This window comes from Massilia eburnea, from assembly GCF_009720745.1.
In the GTDB taxonomy this organism is placed as follows: Bacteria; Pseudomonadota; Gammaproteobacteria; order Burkholderiales; family Burkholderiaceae_D; genus Rugamonas; species Rugamonas eburnea.
On the sequence record NZ_WNKX01000005.1, the window covers coordinates 119,757 to 138,988 of the forward strand.

At 60.4% G+C, this 19,232-nt stretch carries 18 protein-coding genes and 1 other RNA gene; 12 read left to right on the forward strand and 7 right to left on the reverse strand.

The genetic code is table 11. The features are described 5' to 3' along the window. Positions 1–189: 189 nt before the first annotated feature. From GM658_RS08350 to ompA, 7 genes are all read right to left on the reverse strand, one after another. On the reverse strand, positions 190–381 hold the full coding sequence (locus GM658_RS08350; protein ID WP_155453558.1) for a helix-turn-helix transcriptional regulator: 192 nt from the start codon (positions 379–381) through the stop codon (positions 190–192). 488 nt (positions 382–869) lie between these two features. Beyond that, positions 870–2,138 (reverse strand): tyrosine-type recombinase/integrase, encoded by a 1,269-nt coding sequence (locus GM658_RS08355; RefSeq protein ID WP_155453559.1) that lies wholly within the window; start codon positions 2,136–2,138, stop codon positions 870–872. 182 nt (positions 2,139–2,320) lie between these two features. Then, positions 2,321–2,683, reverse strand: a transfer-messenger RNA (tmRNA) gene (ssrA, locus tag GM658_RS08360). A gap of 41 nt (positions 2,684–2,724) precedes the next feature. Beyond that, on the reverse strand, positions 2,725–3,699 hold the full coding sequence (locus GM658_RS08365) for a hypothetical protein (protein WP_155453560.1): 975 nt from the start codon (positions 3,697–3,699) through the stop codon (positions 2,725–2,727). A 72-nt stretch (positions 3,700–3,771) separates the two neighbouring features. Further along, positions 3,772–4,464 carry an HAD family hydrolase gene (locus GM658_RS08370; RefSeq protein ID WP_155453561.1) on the reverse strand — a complete coding sequence of 231 codons (693 nt, stop codon included), beginning with the start codon at positions 4,462–4,464 and terminating at the stop codon, positions 3,772–3,774. A 12-nt stretch (positions 4,465–4,476) separates the two neighbouring features. Continuing rightward, positions 4,477–5,172, reverse strand: a complete 696-nt coding sequence (gene ubiG, locus GM658_RS08375) for a bifunctional 2-polyprenyl-6-hydroxyphenol methylase/3-demethylubiquinol 3-O-methyltransferase UbiG (protein ID WP_155453562.1) — start codon at positions 5,170–5,172, stop codon at positions 4,477–4,479. Positions 5,173–5,303: 131 nt separating this feature from the next. After that, on the reverse strand, positions 5,304–6,026 hold the full coding sequence (gene ompA, locus GM658_RS08380) for an outer membrane protein OmpA (protein ID WP_155453563.1): 723 nt from the start codon (positions 6,024–6,026) through the stop codon (positions 5,304–5,306). Between the two features lie 264 nt (positions 6,027–6,290). On the opposite strand from ompA, the gene gyrA reads away from it, so the two are divergent. The 12 genes from gyrA to GM658_RS08440 all read left to right on the forward strand — a co-directional run bounded on the left by gyrA (position 6,291) and on the right by GM658_RS08440 (position 19,214). Beyond that, the gene (gene gyrA / locus GM658_RS08385) at positions 6,291–8,912 is read left to right on the forward strand and encodes a DNA gyrase subunit A (protein WP_155453564.1); all 2,622 of its coding nucleotides are present in this window, start codon (positions 6,291–6,293) and stop codon (positions 8,910–8,912) included. A gap of 87 nt (positions 8,913–8,999) precedes the next feature. After that, positions 9,000–9,530: a DUF2059 domain-containing protein gene (locus GM658_RS08390; protein WP_155453565.1), complete on the forward strand. Its 531-nt coding sequence runs from the start codon at positions 9,000–9,002 to the stop codon at positions 9,528–9,530. 9 nt (positions 9,531–9,539) lie between these two features. Continuing rightward, the gene (locus GM658_RS08395; protein WP_155453566.1) at positions 9,540–10,046 is read left to right on the forward strand and encodes a DUF2059 domain-containing protein; all 507 of its coding nucleotides are present in this window, start codon (positions 9,540–9,542) and stop codon (positions 10,044–10,046) included. 13 nt (positions 10,047–10,059) lie between these two features. Then, the gene (locus GM658_RS08400; RefSeq protein WP_155453567.1) at positions 10,060–10,605 is read left to right on the forward strand and encodes a DUF2059 domain-containing protein; all 546 of its coding nucleotides are present in this window, start codon (positions 10,060–10,062) and stop codon (positions 10,603–10,605) included. Positions 10,606–10,616: 11 nt separating this feature from the next. Then, a complete protein-coding gene (gene serC, locus GM658_RS08405; protein ID WP_155453568.1) occupies positions 10,617–11,708 on the forward strand; it encodes a 3-phosphoserine/phosphohydroxythreonine transaminase in 1,092 nt (363 codons plus the stop codon). Between the two features lie 125 nt (positions 11,709–11,833). Then, positions 11,834–12,907 carry a prephenate dehydratase gene (pheA, locus tag GM658_RS08410; RefSeq protein WP_155453569.1) on the forward strand — a complete coding sequence of 358 codons (1,074 nt, stop codon included), beginning with the start codon at positions 11,834–11,836 and terminating at the stop codon, positions 12,905–12,907. A gap of 20 nt (positions 12,908–12,927) precedes the next feature. Continuing rightward, positions 12,928–14,046: a histidinol-phosphate transaminase gene (hisC, locus tag GM658_RS08415; RefSeq protein WP_155453570.1), complete on the forward strand. Its 1,119-nt coding sequence runs from the start codon at positions 12,928–12,930 to the stop codon at positions 14,044–14,046. Next, the gene (locus GM658_RS08420) at positions 14,039–15,037 is read left to right on the forward strand and encodes a prephenate dehydrogenase (protein WP_170298733.1); all 999 of its coding nucleotides are present in this window, start codon (positions 14,039–14,041) and stop codon (positions 15,035–15,037) included. Before hisC ends, GM658_RS08420 begins: the two co-directional genes overlap by 8 nt. Positions 15,038–15,046: 9 nt before the next feature. After that, positions 15,047–16,378, forward strand: coding sequence for a 3-phosphoshikimate 1-carboxyvinyltransferase (gene aroA / locus GM658_RS08425; protein WP_155453572.1), 1,332 nt, complete (start codon positions 15,047–15,049; stop codon positions 16,376–16,378). 91 nt (positions 16,379–16,469) lie between these two features. Further along, positions 16,470–17,138 (forward strand): (d)CMP kinase, encoded by a 669-nt coding sequence (gene cmk, locus GM658_RS08430; RefSeq protein ID WP_155453573.1) that lies wholly within the window; start codon positions 16,470–16,472, stop codon positions 17,136–17,138. Positions 17,139–17,215: 77 nt separating this feature from the next. Next, positions 17,216–18,892, forward strand: coding sequence for a 30S ribosomal protein S1 (rpsA, locus tag GM658_RS08435; protein WP_155453574.1), 1,677 nt, complete (start codon positions 17,216–17,218; stop codon positions 18,890–18,892). 16 nt (positions 18,893–18,908) lie between these two features. Then, positions 18,909–19,214, forward strand: coding sequence for an integration host factor subunit beta (locus tag GM658_RS08440; RefSeq protein WP_028100433.1), 306 nt, complete (start codon positions 18,909–18,911; stop codon positions 19,212–19,214). Positions 19,215–19,232 lie beyond the last annotated feature (18 nt).

A 19,232-nucleotide genomic window follows, 5' to 3' on the forward strand; every position in this document is an offset into this window, starting at 1 on the left:
TCCTTTCAATGGTGCGGCGCCGCTCTGGGGGGGCGCGGAGAATCCAAATTTGGATGCTGAGCCGGGAGGCTTCAGCCGACATGTGATGCCGAGGGCGAAGTGAGCAGTCGCGCTGAACTGCTAAGGGGCTTGCGTCGAGCGTTGTACGCCCGAAGGAAACCTGATGGCACAGCGCGGGCTGGCCAGGCCTTACTTCGGGAAGCCTTGCAGGCGGGCGGCTTGCCAATCGTCGATGTGTTGGGAGGACCAGGCGACCGAGTTCAAGCCCACGCGGATCGACTGCGGGAACGTACCAGCGCGCATGTCGCGGTAGATCGCGCTACGGGATTTGCCGGTGCGGGCTTTAACTGCCGGGAGGCGGAGGAACTGCAAAGTAGTCATGTAATGCTCCTTGGGTAGGGGCAAACGCATAACCACAATGAACAAAGTAGCTGCGGCAGCAGGGACCGGATCACGCCATATATAGCAAGATAGCGATTGACCGAAACCTGTCGCGGCGCTACTCTTGAACTATCCCGCACGGATAGCCACTGTGAGCATGCGTTCGCTGTGACTGCAACATCAGACGCCTCAGGTACCGCCAAGTACCTGGGGCGTCGCCTTTTTTACCGGAGGGCAGTTTCGCTTGGGCTGGGCTGCGTCGGTGATTGCATCTTACCCAGAAATCTCTATAGAAAATACGGCTTTGTCAGGCCCAATTTCGGTAGAAAACAGTGCGTCACAGGGAAACCCTGTGCGCCTAAATTTCCGGGAGTTCGAGCAGCAGCCGATGTCCTTGCTGAAGCCCCGCAGGGCCAGCCTGTGAGTTCTGCGGATTTTAAATTTTCTATAGGTGTTGCTGTGGTGCGACAAAGGGTGAGAGCCGTCCACTATTTCGTTACGGAGCGCTGCGGACGGGGTAGGGGGATGACGTTACCTGCTTCTTCTTCCAGCAGCTTCTTTTCCCACCAAGCAAATAGTTCAATGCGCTGCGGCCAGCGCCAGCCCCGGTCGTAGCGCATTTCGGTATCACTGGCGTGCGCGTGGTCGGTCGCAATCTTGATGGCGTCCTTGTCCATGCCGGTGTCTTTGGCCAAGGTGGTCATCGAGCTGCGCCAGCCGTGCGGGGTGTGCTTGCCGCGCAGTTCAAGCGTCTCTCGATAGAACTTCTCCAGCGCTTCACGCGAAACGGATTCCTTGTCTTTACTTGGTGATGGAAATGCGAAGCCTTCGCCGCCGGTGACTTGGCGCCAAGCCTTCAACACCCGGGTCAGTTCTGGCGGGAGCGGGATGACCAGGTCCGGCAGGCGGGCATCTTTTTTCTTGAGCAGGTTGCGGGGAATGACCCACTCCGGCTGTTCCAGGTCTAGGTGAAACTGCGACCAAAAGGCGCCGACAACGTTGCTGATGCGGGTCCCCGTGAGGGCAAGCAGCAGGTGGGCGTGGTACACCGCTGGACTGACTCGCGCTTGTTTTGCGGCGCGCATCACTTCGCCAAGTTCACGCCAGTCAAGCAGCGCGGACATACGTGACTTCTGTTTCGCCTTCGGCAGGACTTCCGGCACCGATAAAGCTGGGTTATGTTTGCAGTAGTCCTTCCCGTCGGCGAAGCGGAAAATGCCAGTGACGTGCTGGAGGACTCTCTTCCCGGTTTCGACCGCACCGCGCTTGCATACCTTTTCAATGGTGTGGGCGATCATGGCGGCGGTGATGGCGCTGATGGGTAGCTTGCCAAGGTCAGGGAACACGTCGCGCTCCAGGGCGCGTTTGGACTTGGTGAAATGGACTTCGCTCCACTCGACCTTGCTCTTGGCCAGCCACTCACGCCCAGCTTGTTCAAAGGTCACCTGGTTTTCCGCTACCCGTGAAGCCCGCGCAAGTCGGCGTTCAACAACCGGGTCAATGCCGGACTTGAGCAACTTGCGCACGCGACGTGCTTCTTCCTTTGCGTCGGCCAGGGAGATGAACGGGTATGGTTCATCCAGCGAGTAAGTACTTTCTTTACCATCGACGGGGCGGCGGTACTTGATGTGCCAGTACGGGGTGCCAGCCGCACTGACTTTGATGTGCAGACCATGGCAGCCGACCGAGAACTTGTCATTGGTTTTGGCCGTTCGCAGGAAGTTGCGAATCTGCAAGTCCGTGATAACCGTGCTCATTGGCAATACCCCCAAATCAAAGTCAGACTGCGTGATGGTTTTTTGGAAATACCACCAATCGTACCGCCATTTTGGGGTGGAACGGTTGGGATTTTTTGGAATTCGATGGGACGGGTTGCGGCGTGGCGCAGAATGGAAAACGCCGTCACTGGGACGGCGTTGGATACTACGGGATGTTCAGTTGGTGGAGACGGCGGGAATCGAACCCGCGTCCGCAAGCACTCTACAGACAGTTCTACATACTTAGCACTATCATTTAATTTAACCTGTACGACGCGGATGTGCACGCTGCGGACAGGCGATTCACCTTAAGTTTAGGACTTCTCGAAGTGAACCCTCGAAGTCCGATCCCTTCTAAATGACCCAACACGGCCTTGCGGCCACACCCGAAGGGCGAGGTGTTGTCGGGCAGGTCAGCGATTAAGCTGCCAGTGCGTACGAGTTATCGTTTGCAGTTAGTTTGTTTCTGGATGTATTTACGAGGTGACCAGCCCTCGGTATGCCCTGTTCTGCTTTGCAACCCACGTCGAAACCAGGTCGTCCCCACAGAAGGAAACTCTATTCTACATGAATCTTTTCGTGAGCGTTACTCTTCGAGGGAGATCAGCGGGCGGGCGTCGTCGGCCAGGCGGGAAGGGTGGATGGCGCCGCCGGGGCCGAACGTGAATTCGACCAGGTGGCGGCGCGATAGCGGGGCGTTGGCGGACTTGAGGTCGTCGAAGCTGTCGGCTTCCTTGAAGCCCAGGTCGACTGTAAGGCTTTGCAGCTGGTACGTGTCGACCAGCTGCGCCAGGTGGTCGCGCCTGTTGTTGCTTTCGATGGTGCCGTGGTGGGCGGGCTTTTCGCCTTCGAAGTAGCGGATCAGCGCCGCTTCCATCACTTCGACATGCGAGCGCGTCGAGGCTTCGCCCATCGGGTCGGCAACGGTGGTTTCCACGTTGACGTCCATGCGCTTGACCAGCAGGAAGGTGTCGAGCGTGCCGTCGTTTTCTTCGACAATGCGGTTGACGGCAGGCAGGCGGCCCTTGGCCAAGCGCGCTTGCGGGTCGCGCGTGATGCCGACGTACTGCACGGTGCTTTCGTACTTCAGCTCATTGGGGAATTTCTGCAGCAGGTCGTGGGCGGAATAGCATTCCGTCAGCGCGCCCCAGTTCAGCGTGAGGTATTTGTCGTGCAGGGTGACGATCGGCTTCTTGAACGTGGCTTCGAACGGCACTTCCAGTTCCAGCGTGATCGATTCCTTACGGTTGTCGACGCCGGCCAGCAGTGGCACCGTCAGCTTCAGGCCGAAGAAGCCCCAGCTCGCGCCCTTCTTGGTGTCGAAGCGCAGCCTGGGGCGTGAGACGACGAAGAACAGCAGGTGCTTTTCCATGGTCGCGTCGAGCGCGAACTGCATGCGGCGCTGGTAGCGGCCGATCGGGTCGCGAAAATCGGGCACCAGCGGGTCGTTCACCAGCAGGTCGTACCAATAGAAGCGGCTCTCGGCAACCGAGGCATCCCAGCGCTGGGGAGCGCTGCTGCGCGGTGGCAGCGCAGCCTCGATGTTGTCGTCGCCGTTCATAAAGTCTCCAGATCTGTACTACTGACTATAGTATAGAAACTTATTGCTGTTGGGCAAGTTATAACGTTGTTTCTAGGCGGCCAACGAAGTCGGGGATGGAACGGTTGCGCGGATCAGGGCCAGCAATTCCGCCGGCGAAGCCAGCAGGTGGTCGGCGCCCCAGGCGGCCGGTTCGATCGCGCCGCAATAACCCCATTGGCAGGCGATGGTGCGCATGCCTGCGGCGTGCCCGGCCTGGATGTCGCGCAGGTCGTCGCCGACGTACCAGCATTCTTCCGGCGCCAGGCCGAGGCGGGATGCCGCCTCCAGCAGCGGGGCAGGGTGGGGTTTGGCGTGCGGGGTGGTGTCGCCGGAAATCACGCAGCTGGCCAGCGCCAGGCCGATTTGCGGCACCAGCGGGTCGGTGAAGCGTTTTGGCTTGTTGGTCACGATGCCCCAGCGCAGGCCGGCGTCGGCAATGCCTGCCAGCAGTTCGTTGACGCCTTCGAACAGGGTGCTGTGCACCACCATCGCGGCTTCGTAATTGCTGAAGAAGCCGTCGCGCAGTTCGTCGAAGCCGTCATCCTGCGGCTTCAGGCCGAAGGACACGCCAATCATGCCGCGCGCTCCATGCGAAGCCTGCGGACGCAGCAGCTCGTATGGCGTCGGCTCCAGCCCGCGTACTGTGCGCAGCAGGTTGAGGGCGGCGGCCAGGTCGGGCGCGGTGTCGGCCAGGGTGCCATCCAGGTCGAACAGGATGGCGCGCGGGGCAGGGTACAGGCTCATGGAAAGTGCTTCTTATTCAGGGCGGGTGCAGGCCACCAGGTAATTGACGCTGGTGTCGTTGTTCAAGGAATAGACCTTGGTCAGCGGATTGTAGCCCATGCCTTTCAGTGCATCTACCTGCAATCCTGCGGTGCGCGCGTATTGCGACAGTTCGGCCGGCGTGATGAATTTTTCATAATCGTGCGTGCCTTTGGGGAGCATGCGCAGCAGGTATTCGGCGCCGATTACCGCGAACAGGTAGGCCTTGGCGTTGCGGTTCAGGGTGGAGAAGAAGACGTGGCCGCCCGGCTTCACCAGGGTGGCGGCGGCGCGCACGATGGCGCCTGGATCGGGCACGTGTTCCAGCATTTCCATGCAGGTGACGACGTCGAATTGGCCGGCTTCCGCCGCTGCCATTTCTTCGGCAGCGATCAGTTTGTAGCGCACCGGTACGCCCGATTCAAGGCTATGCAGGTCGGCCACTTTCAAGGCTTTCTCGGACAGGTCGATGCCGGTCACCTTGGCGCCTTTGCGGGCCATGGATTCGGACAGGATGCCCCCGCCGCAGCCGATGTCGATCACGTTCTTCCCGGCCAGGGGGGCGCGGGCGTTGATCCATTCCAGGCGCAGCGGATTGATTTCGTGCAGGGGTTTGAATTCGGACGTGGGATCCCACCAGTGATGGGCCAGTTCGCTGAATTTTTGCAGTTCTAATGGGTCGGCGTTCATAGGCGGGATGATAGCAGAGGGCGAAAAAGGGGACGTAACACATTTCGCGAAAAAAAATGTGTTACGTCCCCTTTTTCCAAAAAAAAGCCCCGCACGGGGCGGGGCTGGCAATAGCGCGAGTGCGCCGGGAATTACTTCTTGGTGCCTACAACCTCGATTTCCACGCGACGGTTCTTGGCGCGGCCTTCGGCGGTCTTGTTGTCCGCGATTGGCTGCTTCTCGCCTTTACCTTCGGTGTACACGCGGTTGGCTTCCACGCCTTTGCTCAGCAGGTAAGCTTTAACGGCTTCTGCGCGGCGCAGGGACAGCTTGTCGTTGTAGGCGTCGGTGCCCATGGAGTCGGTGTGGCCGACGCCGATGATCACTTCCAGGTTGATGCTGTTCAGCTTGCTGACCATGTCGTCCAGCTTTTCCTTGGCTTCCGGCTTCAGGACGGCCTTGTCGTAGTCGAAGAATGCGTCGGCTGCGAAGGAAACTTTTTCAGCGGTCGGCACTGGAGCGGCTGGCGCTGGTGCTGGCGGCACGGCCACTGGCGGCTGCGCTGGCTCGGGTGCTGGCGGCGCTGGCGGCAGGACGCACTTGCCATCCTTCAATTCTTCCGGTGGGGTGCACAGCGGCAGGTCGCAACCTGGCACGGCGTCAGCCGGGGTCCAGTAGCCGGTGCGCCAGCACAGGCCGAAAGGGTTGCGGGCGATCACGCCGCGCTGGTCCTGCACATAGGCGCTTTTTGGCGTTGGGGCCTGGATGTCCTGGGTCACTGGTGCGAATGGCGGTGCGGTTGGCTTTTCTTGAGCCAGAACAGGGCCTGCCAGAACGGAAGACGCAGCGAACAGAGTGGCGAGGAGTTTCTTCATATTGGTCTTTTCCTTATTCGGGTGTAAAGCTACTGAAACTAAATTTTCCATTAATTTCTCGTCCATTTTGCCATATTTTGCAAAAGCACATCAAAAGGCGGGGAAAAGGCCGGTTTCGCGTATCCGACCAAAATGTTGTTTTGTTGCAACGCAGCGGTCATAATAAGGTGCTTTTGTGTCAACCCGATGACTTTCTCCAAGGCCACCGGGCGCCATGCTAAAATCGCAGGCTTGTACGCCTGGACAATATAGATCGACCCGCCAATGGATCAATTCGCAAAAGAAACAATCCCAATTTCCCTCGAAGAAGAGATGCGCAAGAGCTACCTCGATTACGCCATGAGCGTGATCGTTGGCCGAGCTCTGCCGGACGCTCGCGACGGCCTGAAGCCCGTACACCGCCGCGTCCTGTTCGGGATGCACGAACTGAACAACGTGTGGAACCGCCCTTACGTGAAGTGCGCCCGCGTCGTGGGTGAAGTCATGGGTAAGTACCACCCGCACGGCGACGCGTCGATTTACGACACGCTGGTGCGTATGGCGCAGGACTTCTCGCTGCGCTACATGCTGGTCGACGGCCAGGGTAACTTCGGTTCCATCGACGGCGACAATGCCGCGGCGATGCGTTATACCGAGTGCCGCCTGGACAAGATCTCGCAGGAACTGCTGGCCGACATCGACAAGGAAACCGTCGATTTCGCGCCTAACTATGACGGCAAGGAGAAAGAGCCTACCGTCCTGCCGACCAAGATTCCTAACCTGCTGATCAACGGTTCTTCCGGTATCGCAGTGGGTATGGCGACCAACATCCCGCCGCACAACCTGACGGAAGTGATCAATGGCGCGCTGCACGTGCTGTCCAACCCGGATTGCTCGATCGATGAACTGATCGAACTGATCCCGGCGCCGGACTTCCCGACCGGCGGCATCATTTACGGCGTGTCCGGCGTGCGCGATGGCTATCGCACCGGCCGTGGCCGCGTCGTCATGCGCGCCAAGACCCACTTCGAGGAATACGGCAAGGAAGGCGGCCGCACCGCGATCATCGTCGACGAGCTGCCATACCAGGTCAACAAGAAGTCCCTGCTGGAGCGCATCGCCGAAAACGTGCGCGACAAGAAGCTGGAAGGCATTTCCGACATCCGCGACGAGTCCGACAAGTCGGGCATGCGCGTGGTGATCGAGCTGAAACGCGGTGAAGTGCCGGAAGTGGTGCTGAACAACCTGTACAAGCAGACGCAGTTGCAGGACACCTTCGGCATGAACATGGTCGCCCTGGTGGACGGCCAGCCGAAGCTGATGAACCTGAAGGACCTGCTGGCGACTTTCCTGTCGCACCGCCGCGAAGTCGTCACCCGCCGCACCATCTTCGAACTGCGCAAGGCCCGCGAGCGCGGCCACGTGCTGGAAGGCCTGGCTGTGGCGCTGGCGAACATCGACGAATTCATCGCCATCATCAAGGCCGCGCCAACGCCGCCGATCGCAAAGCAGGAACTGATGAACAAGGCCTGGGATTCGTCCCTGGTGCGCGAGATGCTGAAGCGTACCGGCGAAGAAGGCCAGGCTGGCATCGAAGCCTTCCGTCCTGAGCACCTGCCTAAGCACTACGGCATGCAGCCGGATGGCCTGTACAAGCTGTCCGACGACCAGGCAGGCGAAATCCTGCAAATGCGCCTGCAGCGCCTGACGGGCCTGGAACAGGACAAGATCGTCAACGAGTACAAGGAAGTGATGGCCCTGATCGCCGACCTGCTGGACATCCTGTCCAAGCCGGCCCGCGTGACCGCCATCATTACCGACGAACTGAACGCTTCCAAGCTGGAATTCGGCGAGAAGGATCCACGCCGTTCGTCGATCGAGAACAATGCGACCGACCTTGAGACCGAAGACCTGATCACGCCGCAGGACATGGTGGTGACGCTGTCGCACATGGGCTATATGAAGGCCCAGCCGCTGTCCGAATACCGCGCCCAGAAGCGCGGCGGCCGCGGCAAGCAGGCGGCAGCGACCAAGGATGAAGACTGGATCGACCAGCTGTTCATCGCCAATACGCACGATTACATCCTGTGCTTCTCCAACCGCGGCCGCATGTACTGGCTGAAGGTGTGGGAAGTGCCGCAAGGGTCGCGTACTTCGCGCGGCAAGCCGATCGTGAACATGTTCCCGCTGCAGGACAACGAGAAGATCACCGTGGTATTGCCGCTGTCCGGCGAAAACCGCACCTTCCCGGAAGACCACTACGTCTTCATGTCGACCAGCCTGGGTACTGTGAAGAAGACCCCGCTGAAGGACTTCTCCAACCCGCGCAAGGCCGGCATCATCGCGGTCGACCTCGATGAAGGCGACTTCCTGATCGGTGCGGCGCTGACCGACGGCAAGCATGACGTAATGCTGTTCTCCGACGCCGGCAAGGCGGTGCGCTTCGACGAAAACGATGTGCGTCCGATGGGCCGTACCGCGCGCGGTGTGCGCGGCATGAACCTGGAAGAGGGCCAGAACGTGATCGCGTTGCTGGTGGCCGAGAACGAAGAGCAGTCGGTGCTGACCGCAACCGAAAACGGCTTCGGCAAGCGTACCCCGATCACGGAGTACACCCGCCACGGCCGCGGTACCAAGGGCATGATCGCGATCCAGACTTCCGAGCGTAACGGCAAGGTAGTGGCGGCGACTTTGGTGCAGAAGACTGACGAGATCATGCTGATCACCACCGGCGGTGTGCTGATTCGCACCCGCGTCTCGGAGATCCGCGAGATGGGCCGTGCGACCCAGGGCGTGACCTTGATTGCGGTGGAGGACGGCACCAAGCTCTCGGGCTTGCAACGCATCGTCGAAGCAGACGCCGACGAGCCGGAGGCGGAAGCAGAAGGCGGCGAAGCAGCCGAATAAGGCTGACCCGCAACGGGCCCCGTCTGAGCGATCAGGCCGGGCCCGTTAGTTTTTTTCAACGTTCCAAATTCGAAAAGCGAATAAACAATGAAGAAAATCATCGTAGCACTGATTGCCTCCCTCGCCCTGGCGCAAGGCGCTTACGCCGCTGAGCCTGCGCCGGCTAATGCGACCACTGCCGCAGTGCGTGATTTGCTCGATGCGATGCATTACCGCGCGACCTGGCAGGCGTCGGTGGAGCAGATGTCCAAGGCCATGCCGAACATGATGCGCCAGCAAGCCGAAGCTGCGATCAATGGCAATACCTCCCTGACGGATGTACAGCGCAAGGAGCAAATGAAAAAACTCGACGCGGACCTGCCGAAGATGGCCGAAGTGATCCGGAACGTCATGAACGACCCGGCAGTCATTTCTGAGATGGAGACCGAGGTGGTCGCGCTGTACGCGCGCCATTTCAGTGCTGATGAAGTGAAGCAGATTGCCGCCTACTATCGCACGCCAATCGGCGCGAAGAGCCTGCAACTGATGCCGCAGATCATGGGTGAGTCCATGGCCATCAGCCAGCGCGTCACCGGGCCCCGCATCCAGAAGGCGATGGAACAGTTCCGCAAGAAATAAGGCCTGAGCATGAAGAAAATCGCCTTCGCAGCCATGGCATTCGCTCTCGCCGCCAGCGCCCATGCAGGGCCGGCGAGCGACGCCTCAATCCGCGAACTGATGGACGCGACCAATGCACGTGCCAATATGGCTGCCTCAGTGCAGAACCTGGCGAAGACTTTGCCGCAGCTCCTGCGCATGCGCGCGGAGGAGGTGGTGCGCAACAAGCCGAACCTGACCGACCAGCAGCGCACGATGGAGATGGCGATCGTGGACCGCCGCATGCCGGCCGTGACCGTGGCATTGCAAAAGGAATTCAACGACCCGAAACTGGTCGACCAGTTGTGCAACCAGCTGATCCCGCTGTATGCGAGCCATTTCACGGCGGATGAAGTGAAGGCCTTGACAGCGTTCTACCGCAGCCCTGTGGGCAAGAAGTCGCTGGAAGTGATGCCGGTGCTGATGGGCGAAAGCGCCCAGGTGGCGCAAAAGCTGGTGCAGGAACGCGCCAAGCGCGTGATTCAACAAACGAAGTAAATTGAAAGCCACGATGAAGAAATTTGCCGTATCCCTGGTTGCTGCCTTTGCATTTGTCAGCGCTCATGCCGCCGATAAACCTGCCGCGCCGGCGCCCAACCCGGCTGTGGTTTCTGCCGTGAGCAAGCTGCTGGATTCGATGAATTACCGTAGCCTGATGGAGCAGACCATGAAGGCCAGCATGCAGCAGATGGAGCCGGCCATGGCGCAGACCATGGAGGCTGCAATCAACGCAAACAAGAAACTCAACGCCGAACAGAAAGCACAAGCGCTGGAACTGGCAAAGAGCAAACTGCCCGTTATGGTTGGCAAGATGCGCACGATGTTTGCCGATCCTGCGCTGATCGACGAAATGCAAGTGGCGGTGACCCAGATTTACGCGCGCAATTACAGCCTTGAAGAAATCAACCAGCTGGCGGCTTTCTATCGCACCCCGCTGGGCAAGAAGATGATGGCGAAAACGCCTGCCATCGCGGCGGAATCGATGGCTGTTTCGCAGCAGATCGTGATGCCGCGCGTCGAAAAGCTGATGGCCGAAGTGATGGAAGTTTTTGAGTAACGGAACAGAGGATGAGTATCGTGGCGAACATCTACAATTTCTCGGCCGGTCCGGCCGTGCTGCCTAAGGAAGTGCTGCAACAGGCGGCCGCTGAAATGCTGGATTGGCATGGCAGCGGGATGTCGGTGATGGAGATGAGCCACCGTGGTCCGGAATTCATTTCGATCTACAAGGCCGCTGAGCGCGACCTGCGCGAACTGCTGGCCGTGCCGGACAACTACAAAATCCTGTTCATGCAGGGCGGCGGCCTGTCGCAGAACGCCGTGCTGCCGATGAACCTGTGCGGCGGCGCCGACAGTACCATTGATTTCATCCAGACCGGCTCCTGGTCCAGCAAGTCGATCAAGGAAGCGGCGCGCTATGCCCGCGTCAACGTGGCGGCTTCGTCGCAAGCCACTGGTTTCGACCGCGTCCCCGTGCAGGAAGAATGGAAGCTGACGCCTGGCGCCTCGTACCTGCATATCTGCACCAACGAAACCATCGACGGCGTCGAGTTCAATTTCGTGCCGACGGTGCAGGGCGATACCGATATCGTGGCCGACATGTCGTCCCATATCCTGTCGCGGCCAGTGGAAGTGAGCAAGTACGGTGTCATCTTTGGCGGCGCGCAGAAGAATATCGGCCCGGCCGGCGTCACCGTGGTCATCGTGCGCGATGACCTGATCGGGAAGGCGCTGCCATTCTGCCCATCCGCCTTCGATTTCAAGAACGTGGCGGAAAACGAATCGATGTACAACACGCCACCCACCTACGGCATTTATATCGCCGGCCTGGTGTTCCAGTGGCTGAAGAAGCAGGGCGGCGTGGCCGCCATGGAAAAGCGTAATATTGAGAAAGCCGAGCTGCTGTACCAGGCGCTCGACGCCGACGACTTCTACCAGAATCGCGTCGCAAAAGAATACCGCTCGCGCATGAATATCCCGTTCTACCTGCGCGACGAGTCTAAAAATGAAGCATTCCTGGCCGGTGCGAAGGCGCGCGGGCTGTTGCAGCTGAAGGGCCACAAGTCCGTCGGTGGTATGCGGGCATCGATTTATAACGCGATGCCGATCGAGGGCGTGCAAGCGCTGGTCGATTATTTGAACGAATTTGCTGGGCGCTGAACCCGGTAAACCTGGGTCAGACCCAAGGGGCAGACCCAACGTCCGCGACCGCCGCGTATCAGGGTCTGACCCTTGGGTCTGACCCAGAATTGCCGGATTTGGCGGCACAAAGTGAACGCAAACTGATGACAGACAAACTGAAACCCCTCCGCGAAAAGATCGATTCGATCGACGCGCAAATCCTGGCGCTGCTCAACGAGCGCGCCAAAGTAGCGCAGGAAGTAGGGCACGTAAAAGCCGAAACCAACGCGCCCGTATTCCGTCCCGAGCGCGAAGCCCAGGTGCTGCGCGGCGTGGCCGAACGCAACCCCGGCCCGCTGGGCGGCCGCGAAGTGCAGACCATCTTCCGCGAAATCATGTCGGCCTGCCGCGCGCTGGAGCGCCGCGTCACCGTGGCCTATCTCGGTCCGGCCGGCACCTTCAGCGAGCAGGCGGTGTACGCGCAATTCGGCACCGCCGTCGACGGCATTCCATGCGCCTCCATCGATGAAGTTTTCCGCGCAGCGGAAGCCGGCACCGCCGATTTCGGCGTGGTGCCGGTCGAGAATTCCTCGGAAGGCGCGGTCAACCGCACGCTGGACCTGATGCTGGCCACGCCTTGCCTGGTGTCCGGCGAAATCGCCATCGCGGTGCATCACAGCCTGATGACCAAGACCGGCACCATGGATGGCGTGCAAGTGATCTGCGCCCATTCGCAGGCGCTGGCCCAGTGCCAGGTCTGGCTGAACGAACATTTCCCGCATATCGAGCGCCGCGCCGTGGCCTCGAATGCCGAAGCGGCGCGCATGGCAGGGCAGGACCCGACCATTGCCGCCATCGCCAGTGAGCACGCCGGCGGGCAGTATGGCCTGGGTGTGGTCAACGCCCACATCCAGGACGACCCGCACAACCGCACCCGCTTCGTGGTGATCGGCAGCCTGCAGACCAACCCGTCGGGCCGCGACCACACCTCGGTGATCTTGGCGGTGCCGAACAAGGCCGGCGCCGTGTACCAGCTGCTGGCGCCACTGGCCAAGCACGGCGTGTCGATGACGCGCTTTGAATCGCGTCCGGCACGTGTCGGCACCTGGGAATATTATTTCTATGTAGACGTCGAAGGGCACGTACAAGACCCGTCCGTGGCAAAGGCTTTGTCCGAACTCAAGGACAACGCTGCCTTCTTCAAAGTGCTGGGCTCTTACCCGACCAGCCTCACCTGACCTTTAAAGAGATTAGATCCATGTCCAAGAATTACGGCCCTGAATACGTTCGCGCAATCGCCCCTTACCAGGCTGGCAAGCCTATCTCCGAAGTGGCGCGCGAGTTCGGCCTGAAAGAAGAGTCCATCGTCAAGCTGGCATCGAACGAAAACCCGTTCGGCGTGCCGGAATCTGCGCAGAAGGCCATGGCCGCTGCCGCCGCTGAACTGGGCCGCTACCCGGATGCCAACGCCTTCGACCTGAAAATGGCGCTGTCCAAGCGCTACGACGTGCCGATGGATTGGATCACCCTGGGCAACGGCTCCAACGACATCCTGGAAATCGCTGCACACGCGTTCGTTGAGCGCGGCCAGTCCGTGGTGTACTCGCAATACTCCTTCGCCGTGTACGCACTGGCGACCCAGGGCATCGGCGCGCGCCACATCGTGGTGCCGGCCAAGAACCATGGCCACGACCTGGATGCGATGGCTGCCGCGATTGAAGCGGACACCAAGCTGGTGTTCATCGCCAACCCGAACAACCCGACCGGTACCTTCGTCACCGGCGCCGAGATCGAGGCCTTTCTGCAGAAGGTGCCCGCCAACGTGGTCGTGGTGCTGGACGAGGCTTACAACGAGTTCCTGAAGAAGGAAGACCAGTACGAGTCCGCTGCATGGGTCAAGAAATATCCGAACCTGCTGGTGTCGCGCACCTTCTCCAAGGCGTACGGCCTGGCCGGCCTGCGCGTGGGCTTCGCGCTGGCGCAACCGGAAGTGACCGACCTGATGAACCGTATTCGCCAGCCGTTCAATGTGAACTCGCTGGCGCAGGCGGCTGCGATTGCGGCGCTGAACGATAAGGAATTCCTGGACAAGTCGGCGGCCAACAATACTGCCGGCTACGAGCAGTTCGTTGAGGCGTTCAAGGATATGGGGCTGGAGTATGTGCCTTCGTACGGCAACTTCGTGCTGGTGCGCGTCGGTAATGATGACGCGGCTGGCGCGCGCATCAACCTGGCGCTGCTGAAGCAGGGAGTGATCGTGCGTCCGGTGGGGAACTACGGCCTGCCGCAGTGGCTGCGTATTTCCATCGGCCTGCCGCAGGAAAATGCGGTGCTGATTACTGCGCTGCGCAAGGCGCTGGCGGAGGACCGTGCTTAATAAGGTTGTTATTTTTGGCGTTGGCCTGATCGGCGGCTCGTTTGCGCGGGCGCTGAAGCAGGCTGGCGTTGTTAAGCATATCGTCGGCGTCGATCGGTCGCAGGCATTCCTGTCCCGGGCCCTCGAGCTGGGCATCATCGACTCTGCCGCCCAACCCGGTAAACCTGGGGCAGACCCAAGGGTCAGACCCCAGTCCGCAACCGCCGCAGTCCATGGGTCTGACCCTTGGGTCAGACCCGGCTTTACCGGGTTTGAGGAAGCAATCGCCGGCGCCGACCTGATCCTGCTGGCCGCACCAGTCGCGCAAACCGCCCGCATCCTGCAATCGATCCTGCCCCACCTCGACGCCACCACCATCGTCACCGACGCCGGCAGCACCAAAACCGACGTGGTCGCGGCAGCCCGCGCCGTCATGGGCGAGCGGGTCAGGCAATTCATCCCCGGCCACCCCATCGCCGGCCGCGAAACCAACGGCCCCGACGCCGCCATCGTCGACTTGTACAAAGGCAAAAAAACCGTCCTCACGCCCCTGGCCGAGAACGACCCCGCCGCCGTGGACCGCGTGGCCGCCGCCTGGAAGGCTTGCGGCGCCATCATCCACACCCTGACCCCGGAAGATCACGACAAGGTGTTCGCCGCCGTCAGCCATCTTCCCCACCTGCTGGCCTACGCGCTGGTAGACGACATCGAGCGCAAGCCCCACTCGGATTTGCTGTTCCAATATGCTGCCAGCGGATTCCGCGACTTCACCCGCATCGCCGGCAGCTCGCCTGAAATGTGGCGCGACATCAGCCTCGCCAACCAGGCCGCACTCCTGACTGAGCTGGATGCATATCTGGCACAATTAACCCGTTTGCGCGCCAGCCTGGCCGCTGGCGACGCCGCCGCCCTTGAAGCTACCTATGCCAACGCCCAGCGCGCGCGCCGGCAATGGATCGAGACCATCGAGGCGGCTGAGCCGCCGCTGCCGAAAGACGCGGCGGCAGAATAAGGAACACGCATGACTGATTATCCGCATTACCTCGACCTGCTGCCGGTCGCCCGCGCCGAGGGCACGGTGCGCCTGCCAGGCTCGAAATCCATCTCCAACCGCATCCTGCTTCTGGCCGCTCTGGCCGAAGGCGAGACGCGCGTCATCGACCTGCTGGCGTCGGACGATACCGCCGTGATGCTGGCCGCACTGCGCTCGCTGGGCGTGGAGTGGGCCGAACACCGCGAAGGCGAAAGCACCGTGCACGTCGTGAAAGGCGTGAAGGGCAGTTGGCCGCTGCGCACCGCCGACCTGTTCATGGGCAATGCCGGCACCGCGATCCGCCCGCTGACCGCAGCCCTGGCCGTGATCGGCGGCGACTACAAGGTGCATGGCGTGCCGCGCATGCACGAGCGTCCGATCGGCGACCTGGTGGACGCCCTGAACGCCGCCGGCGCCGACATCGAATACACGCTGAACAAGGGCTACCCGCCGCTGCACATCCGCAGCGGCGAGTTCAAGTCGCAGCGCCTGTCCGTGCGCGGCGATGTCTCGAGCCAGTTCCTGACCGCGCTGCTGATGGTGGCGCCGCTGATGGCGCGCGAACATGCCGTGACCATCGACGTGGAAGGCGAGCTGATTTCCAAGCCTTACATCGAGATCACCCTGAACCTGATCCGCCGCTTTGGCGGTGTGGTCGAGCAGGATGGCTGGTCTTCGTTCACCATTCCAGCCGGGCAGACCTACAAGAGCCCTGGCATCATCCACGTTGAAGGCGACGCTTCCAGCGCCTCCTATTTCCTTGCTGCCGGCGCGATTGGCCGTGGCCCGGTGCGGGTGCAGGGCGTGGGCCGCGAATCGATCCAGGGCGATGTGCGCTTTGCGCAGGCGCTGGAGCAGATGGGCGCAACCATCGTCATGGGCGATAACTGGATTGAGGCCAGCGCTTCCGGTCCGCTGAAGGCGGTTGATATGGACTTCAACCATATTCCGGATGCCGCGATGACGATTGCCGTGGCTGCGTTGTATGCCGAGGGCACCACAACCTTGCGTAATATCGCGTCCTGGCGCGTGAAGGAGACTGATCGCCTGTCCGCCATGGCGACTGAGCTGCGCAAACTGGGCGCGACGGTGGAGGAGGGGGCTGACTGGCTGTCCGTGACGCCGCCTGCCGTGTTGCAGCCGGCCGCCATCGACACTTATGATGACCACCGCATGGCGATGTGCTTCTCGCTGGCATCGCTGGATGGATACATCCGCCAGGGCGCCAAGGTGCGCATCAATGATCCAAAATGCGTCGCGAAGACGTTCCCTGAGTATTTTTCCGCGTTCGCGTCGATCGCGAAGCGTGGTAGCGTTTAACTTTTAGCCAACCAGACCCGCTACCGCCAGCGCCGCGGACTGGGTCAGACCCTTGGGTCTGACCCAGGTTTACCGGGTCTAAATTAAATTTATGCCAACATCGAACATCCCAGTCATCACCATCGACGGCCCGACCGCTAGCGGCAAGGGCACCGTGGCCCACAAGGTCGCGGACAAGCTTGGCTTCCACCTCCTCGATTCCGGCGCCCTGTACCGCCTGACCGCGCTGCAGGCGCTGCGCCGCGAAACCAACCTGAACGACGAGCACGCCCTGGCCAAGCTGGCCGAGCACCTCAACATCCATTTCGCCGGCGACGCCATCTATTTGTCGCAAGAAAACGTCACCGACGCCATCCGCGCCGAAGAAGTTGGCAATACAGCATCAAAAATCGCCGCCCTGCCGGCGGTAAGGCAAGCCCTGTACGGCCTGCAACTGAGTTTCCGTAAGACACCAGGCCTGGTCGCAGACGGCCGCGACATGGGCTCCGTCATCTTCCCGCACGCCCAGCTGAAGGTGTTTTTGACCGCCTCTGTGGAAGCGCGTGCCGATCGCCGCTATAAGCAATTGATCGGAAAGGGAATTTCTGCTAGTATGCAAGACCTGCTGATGGATTTGAAAGCGCGCGACGACCGGGATATGAACCGGGCCATTGCGCCGCTGGCGCCGGCAGAGGGTGCGTACCTCCTCGATACGTCTGCCATGAACGCTGATGAAGCGACCGAGCAGGTGTTGAAATGGTGGGCCGCTGCCCATAAATAAATAGCTGTTTTTGTTCAACCCTCAACCCAGTTGAAGCCGCATAGTGCGGGCCTTACTGGCTAACCTGGAAATAAATAATGGAAAGTTTTGCAGCCCTCTTCGAAGAGTCCCTGTCGCGTCAAGACATGCGCTCTGGCGAAGTGATCTCCGCTGAAGTCGTGCGTCTGGACCACAACTTTGTGATCGTCAACGCAGGCCTGAAATCGGAAGCTTTCATTCCTGTTGAAGAATTCAAGAATGACCAAGGCGAACTGGAAGTCAAAGTAGGCGACTTCGTTTCCGTGGCCATCGAATCGCTGGAAAATGGTTTCGGCGATACCATCCTGTCCCGTGACAAGGCCAAGCGCCTGGCATCGTGGCTGGCACTGGAAAAAGCAATGGAATCCGGCGAGATCGTCGTTGGTACCGTCAATGGCAAAGTCAAGGGCGGCCTGACCGTTCTGACCAACGGCATCCGTGCTTTCCTGCCAGGTTCGCTGGTAGACACCCGTCCAGTCAAGGACACCACCCCATTCGAAGGCAAGACCCTCGAGTTCAAGGTTATCAAGCTGGACCGCAAGCGCAACAACGTGGTTCTGTCCCGCCGCGCCGTCATCGAAGCTTCGATGGGCGAAGAGCGTCAGAAGCTGATGGAAACCCTGAAAGAAGGCACCGTGGTAACCGGCGTCGTCAAGAACATCACCGACTACGGTGCGTTCGTTGACCTGGGCGGCATCGACGGCCTGCTGCACATCACCGACCTGGCATGGCGTCGTGTACGTCACCCATCCGAAGTCCTGACCGTTGGCCAGGAAATCACCGCCAAGGTCCTGAAGTACGATCAAGAGAAGAACCGTGTGTCCCTGGGCGTGAAGCAACTGGGCGACGATCCTTGGACCGGTCTGTCCCGTCGTTACCCACAAGGCACCCGCCTGTTCGGTAAAGTCACCAACCTGACCGACTACGGTGCGTTCGTTGAAGTTGAACAGGGCATCGAAGGCCTGGTTCACGTGTCCGAAATGGACTGGACCAACAAGAACGTGGCTCCTAACAAAGTCGTTCAACTGGGCGACGAAGTTGAAGTCATGGTCCTGGAAATCGACGAAGAGCGTCGTCGTATCTCCCTGGGTATGAAGCAGTGCAAGGCCAACCCTTGGGACGACTTCGGCATGACCCACAAGAAGGGCGATAAGGTCAAAGGCGCAATCAAGTCGATCACCGACTTCGGCGTGTTCATCGGCCTGCCAGGCAACATCGACGGCCTGGTGCACCTGTCCGACCTGTCCTGGACCGAGTCCGGCGAAGAAGCCGTACGCAAGTTCAAGAAAGGTGACGAACTGGAAGCCGTGGTTCTGGCAATCGACGTTGAGCGTGAGCGCGTTTCCCTGGGCGTTAAGCAACTGGAAGGCGATCCATTCAACAACTTCGCAGCCATGAACGACAAGGGCTCCCTGGTCACCGGTACCGTTAAGTCGGTTGAGCCAAAAGGCGCCGTGATCGCCCTGTCCGAAGAAGTTGAAGGCTACCTGCGCGCTTCCGAAATCTCCCGCGACCGCGTGGAAGATGCCGGCACCCACCTGAAGGTTGGCGATTCCGTGGAAGCCCTGGTGATCAACATCGATCGCAAGGCACGTTCGATCCAGCTGTCGATCAAAGCTAAAGACAACGCAGAAACTGCTGAAGTGATGTCGAAGATGGCCGCTGATTCCAGCGCCGCTTCCGGCACCACCAGCCTGGGCGCGCTGCTGAAAGCTAAGTTCGACAACAAGAACTAATCTACCGAGCACTTAGATGACTAAGTCCGAATTGATCAACCGACTGGCTGAGCGTTACTCCCAGCTGGTGGCTAAAGATGCGGAGTATGCCGTCAAGACCATCCTCGATGCGATGACCAACGCCTTGGCCGACGGCCAGCGCATCGAGATCCGTGGTTTTGGCAGCTTTGCCCTGAATTCGCGGCCGCCACGCATTGGGCGCAATCCCAAGTCCGGCGACAAGGTGATGGTCCCTGAAAAACGGGTGCCGCACTTCAAGCCTGGCAAGCAGCTGCGCGAGCGGGTCGATGCGATGGTCGGGCAACCGATCATTGAGGACTGAGTCTCCGGCAAAGTAGAA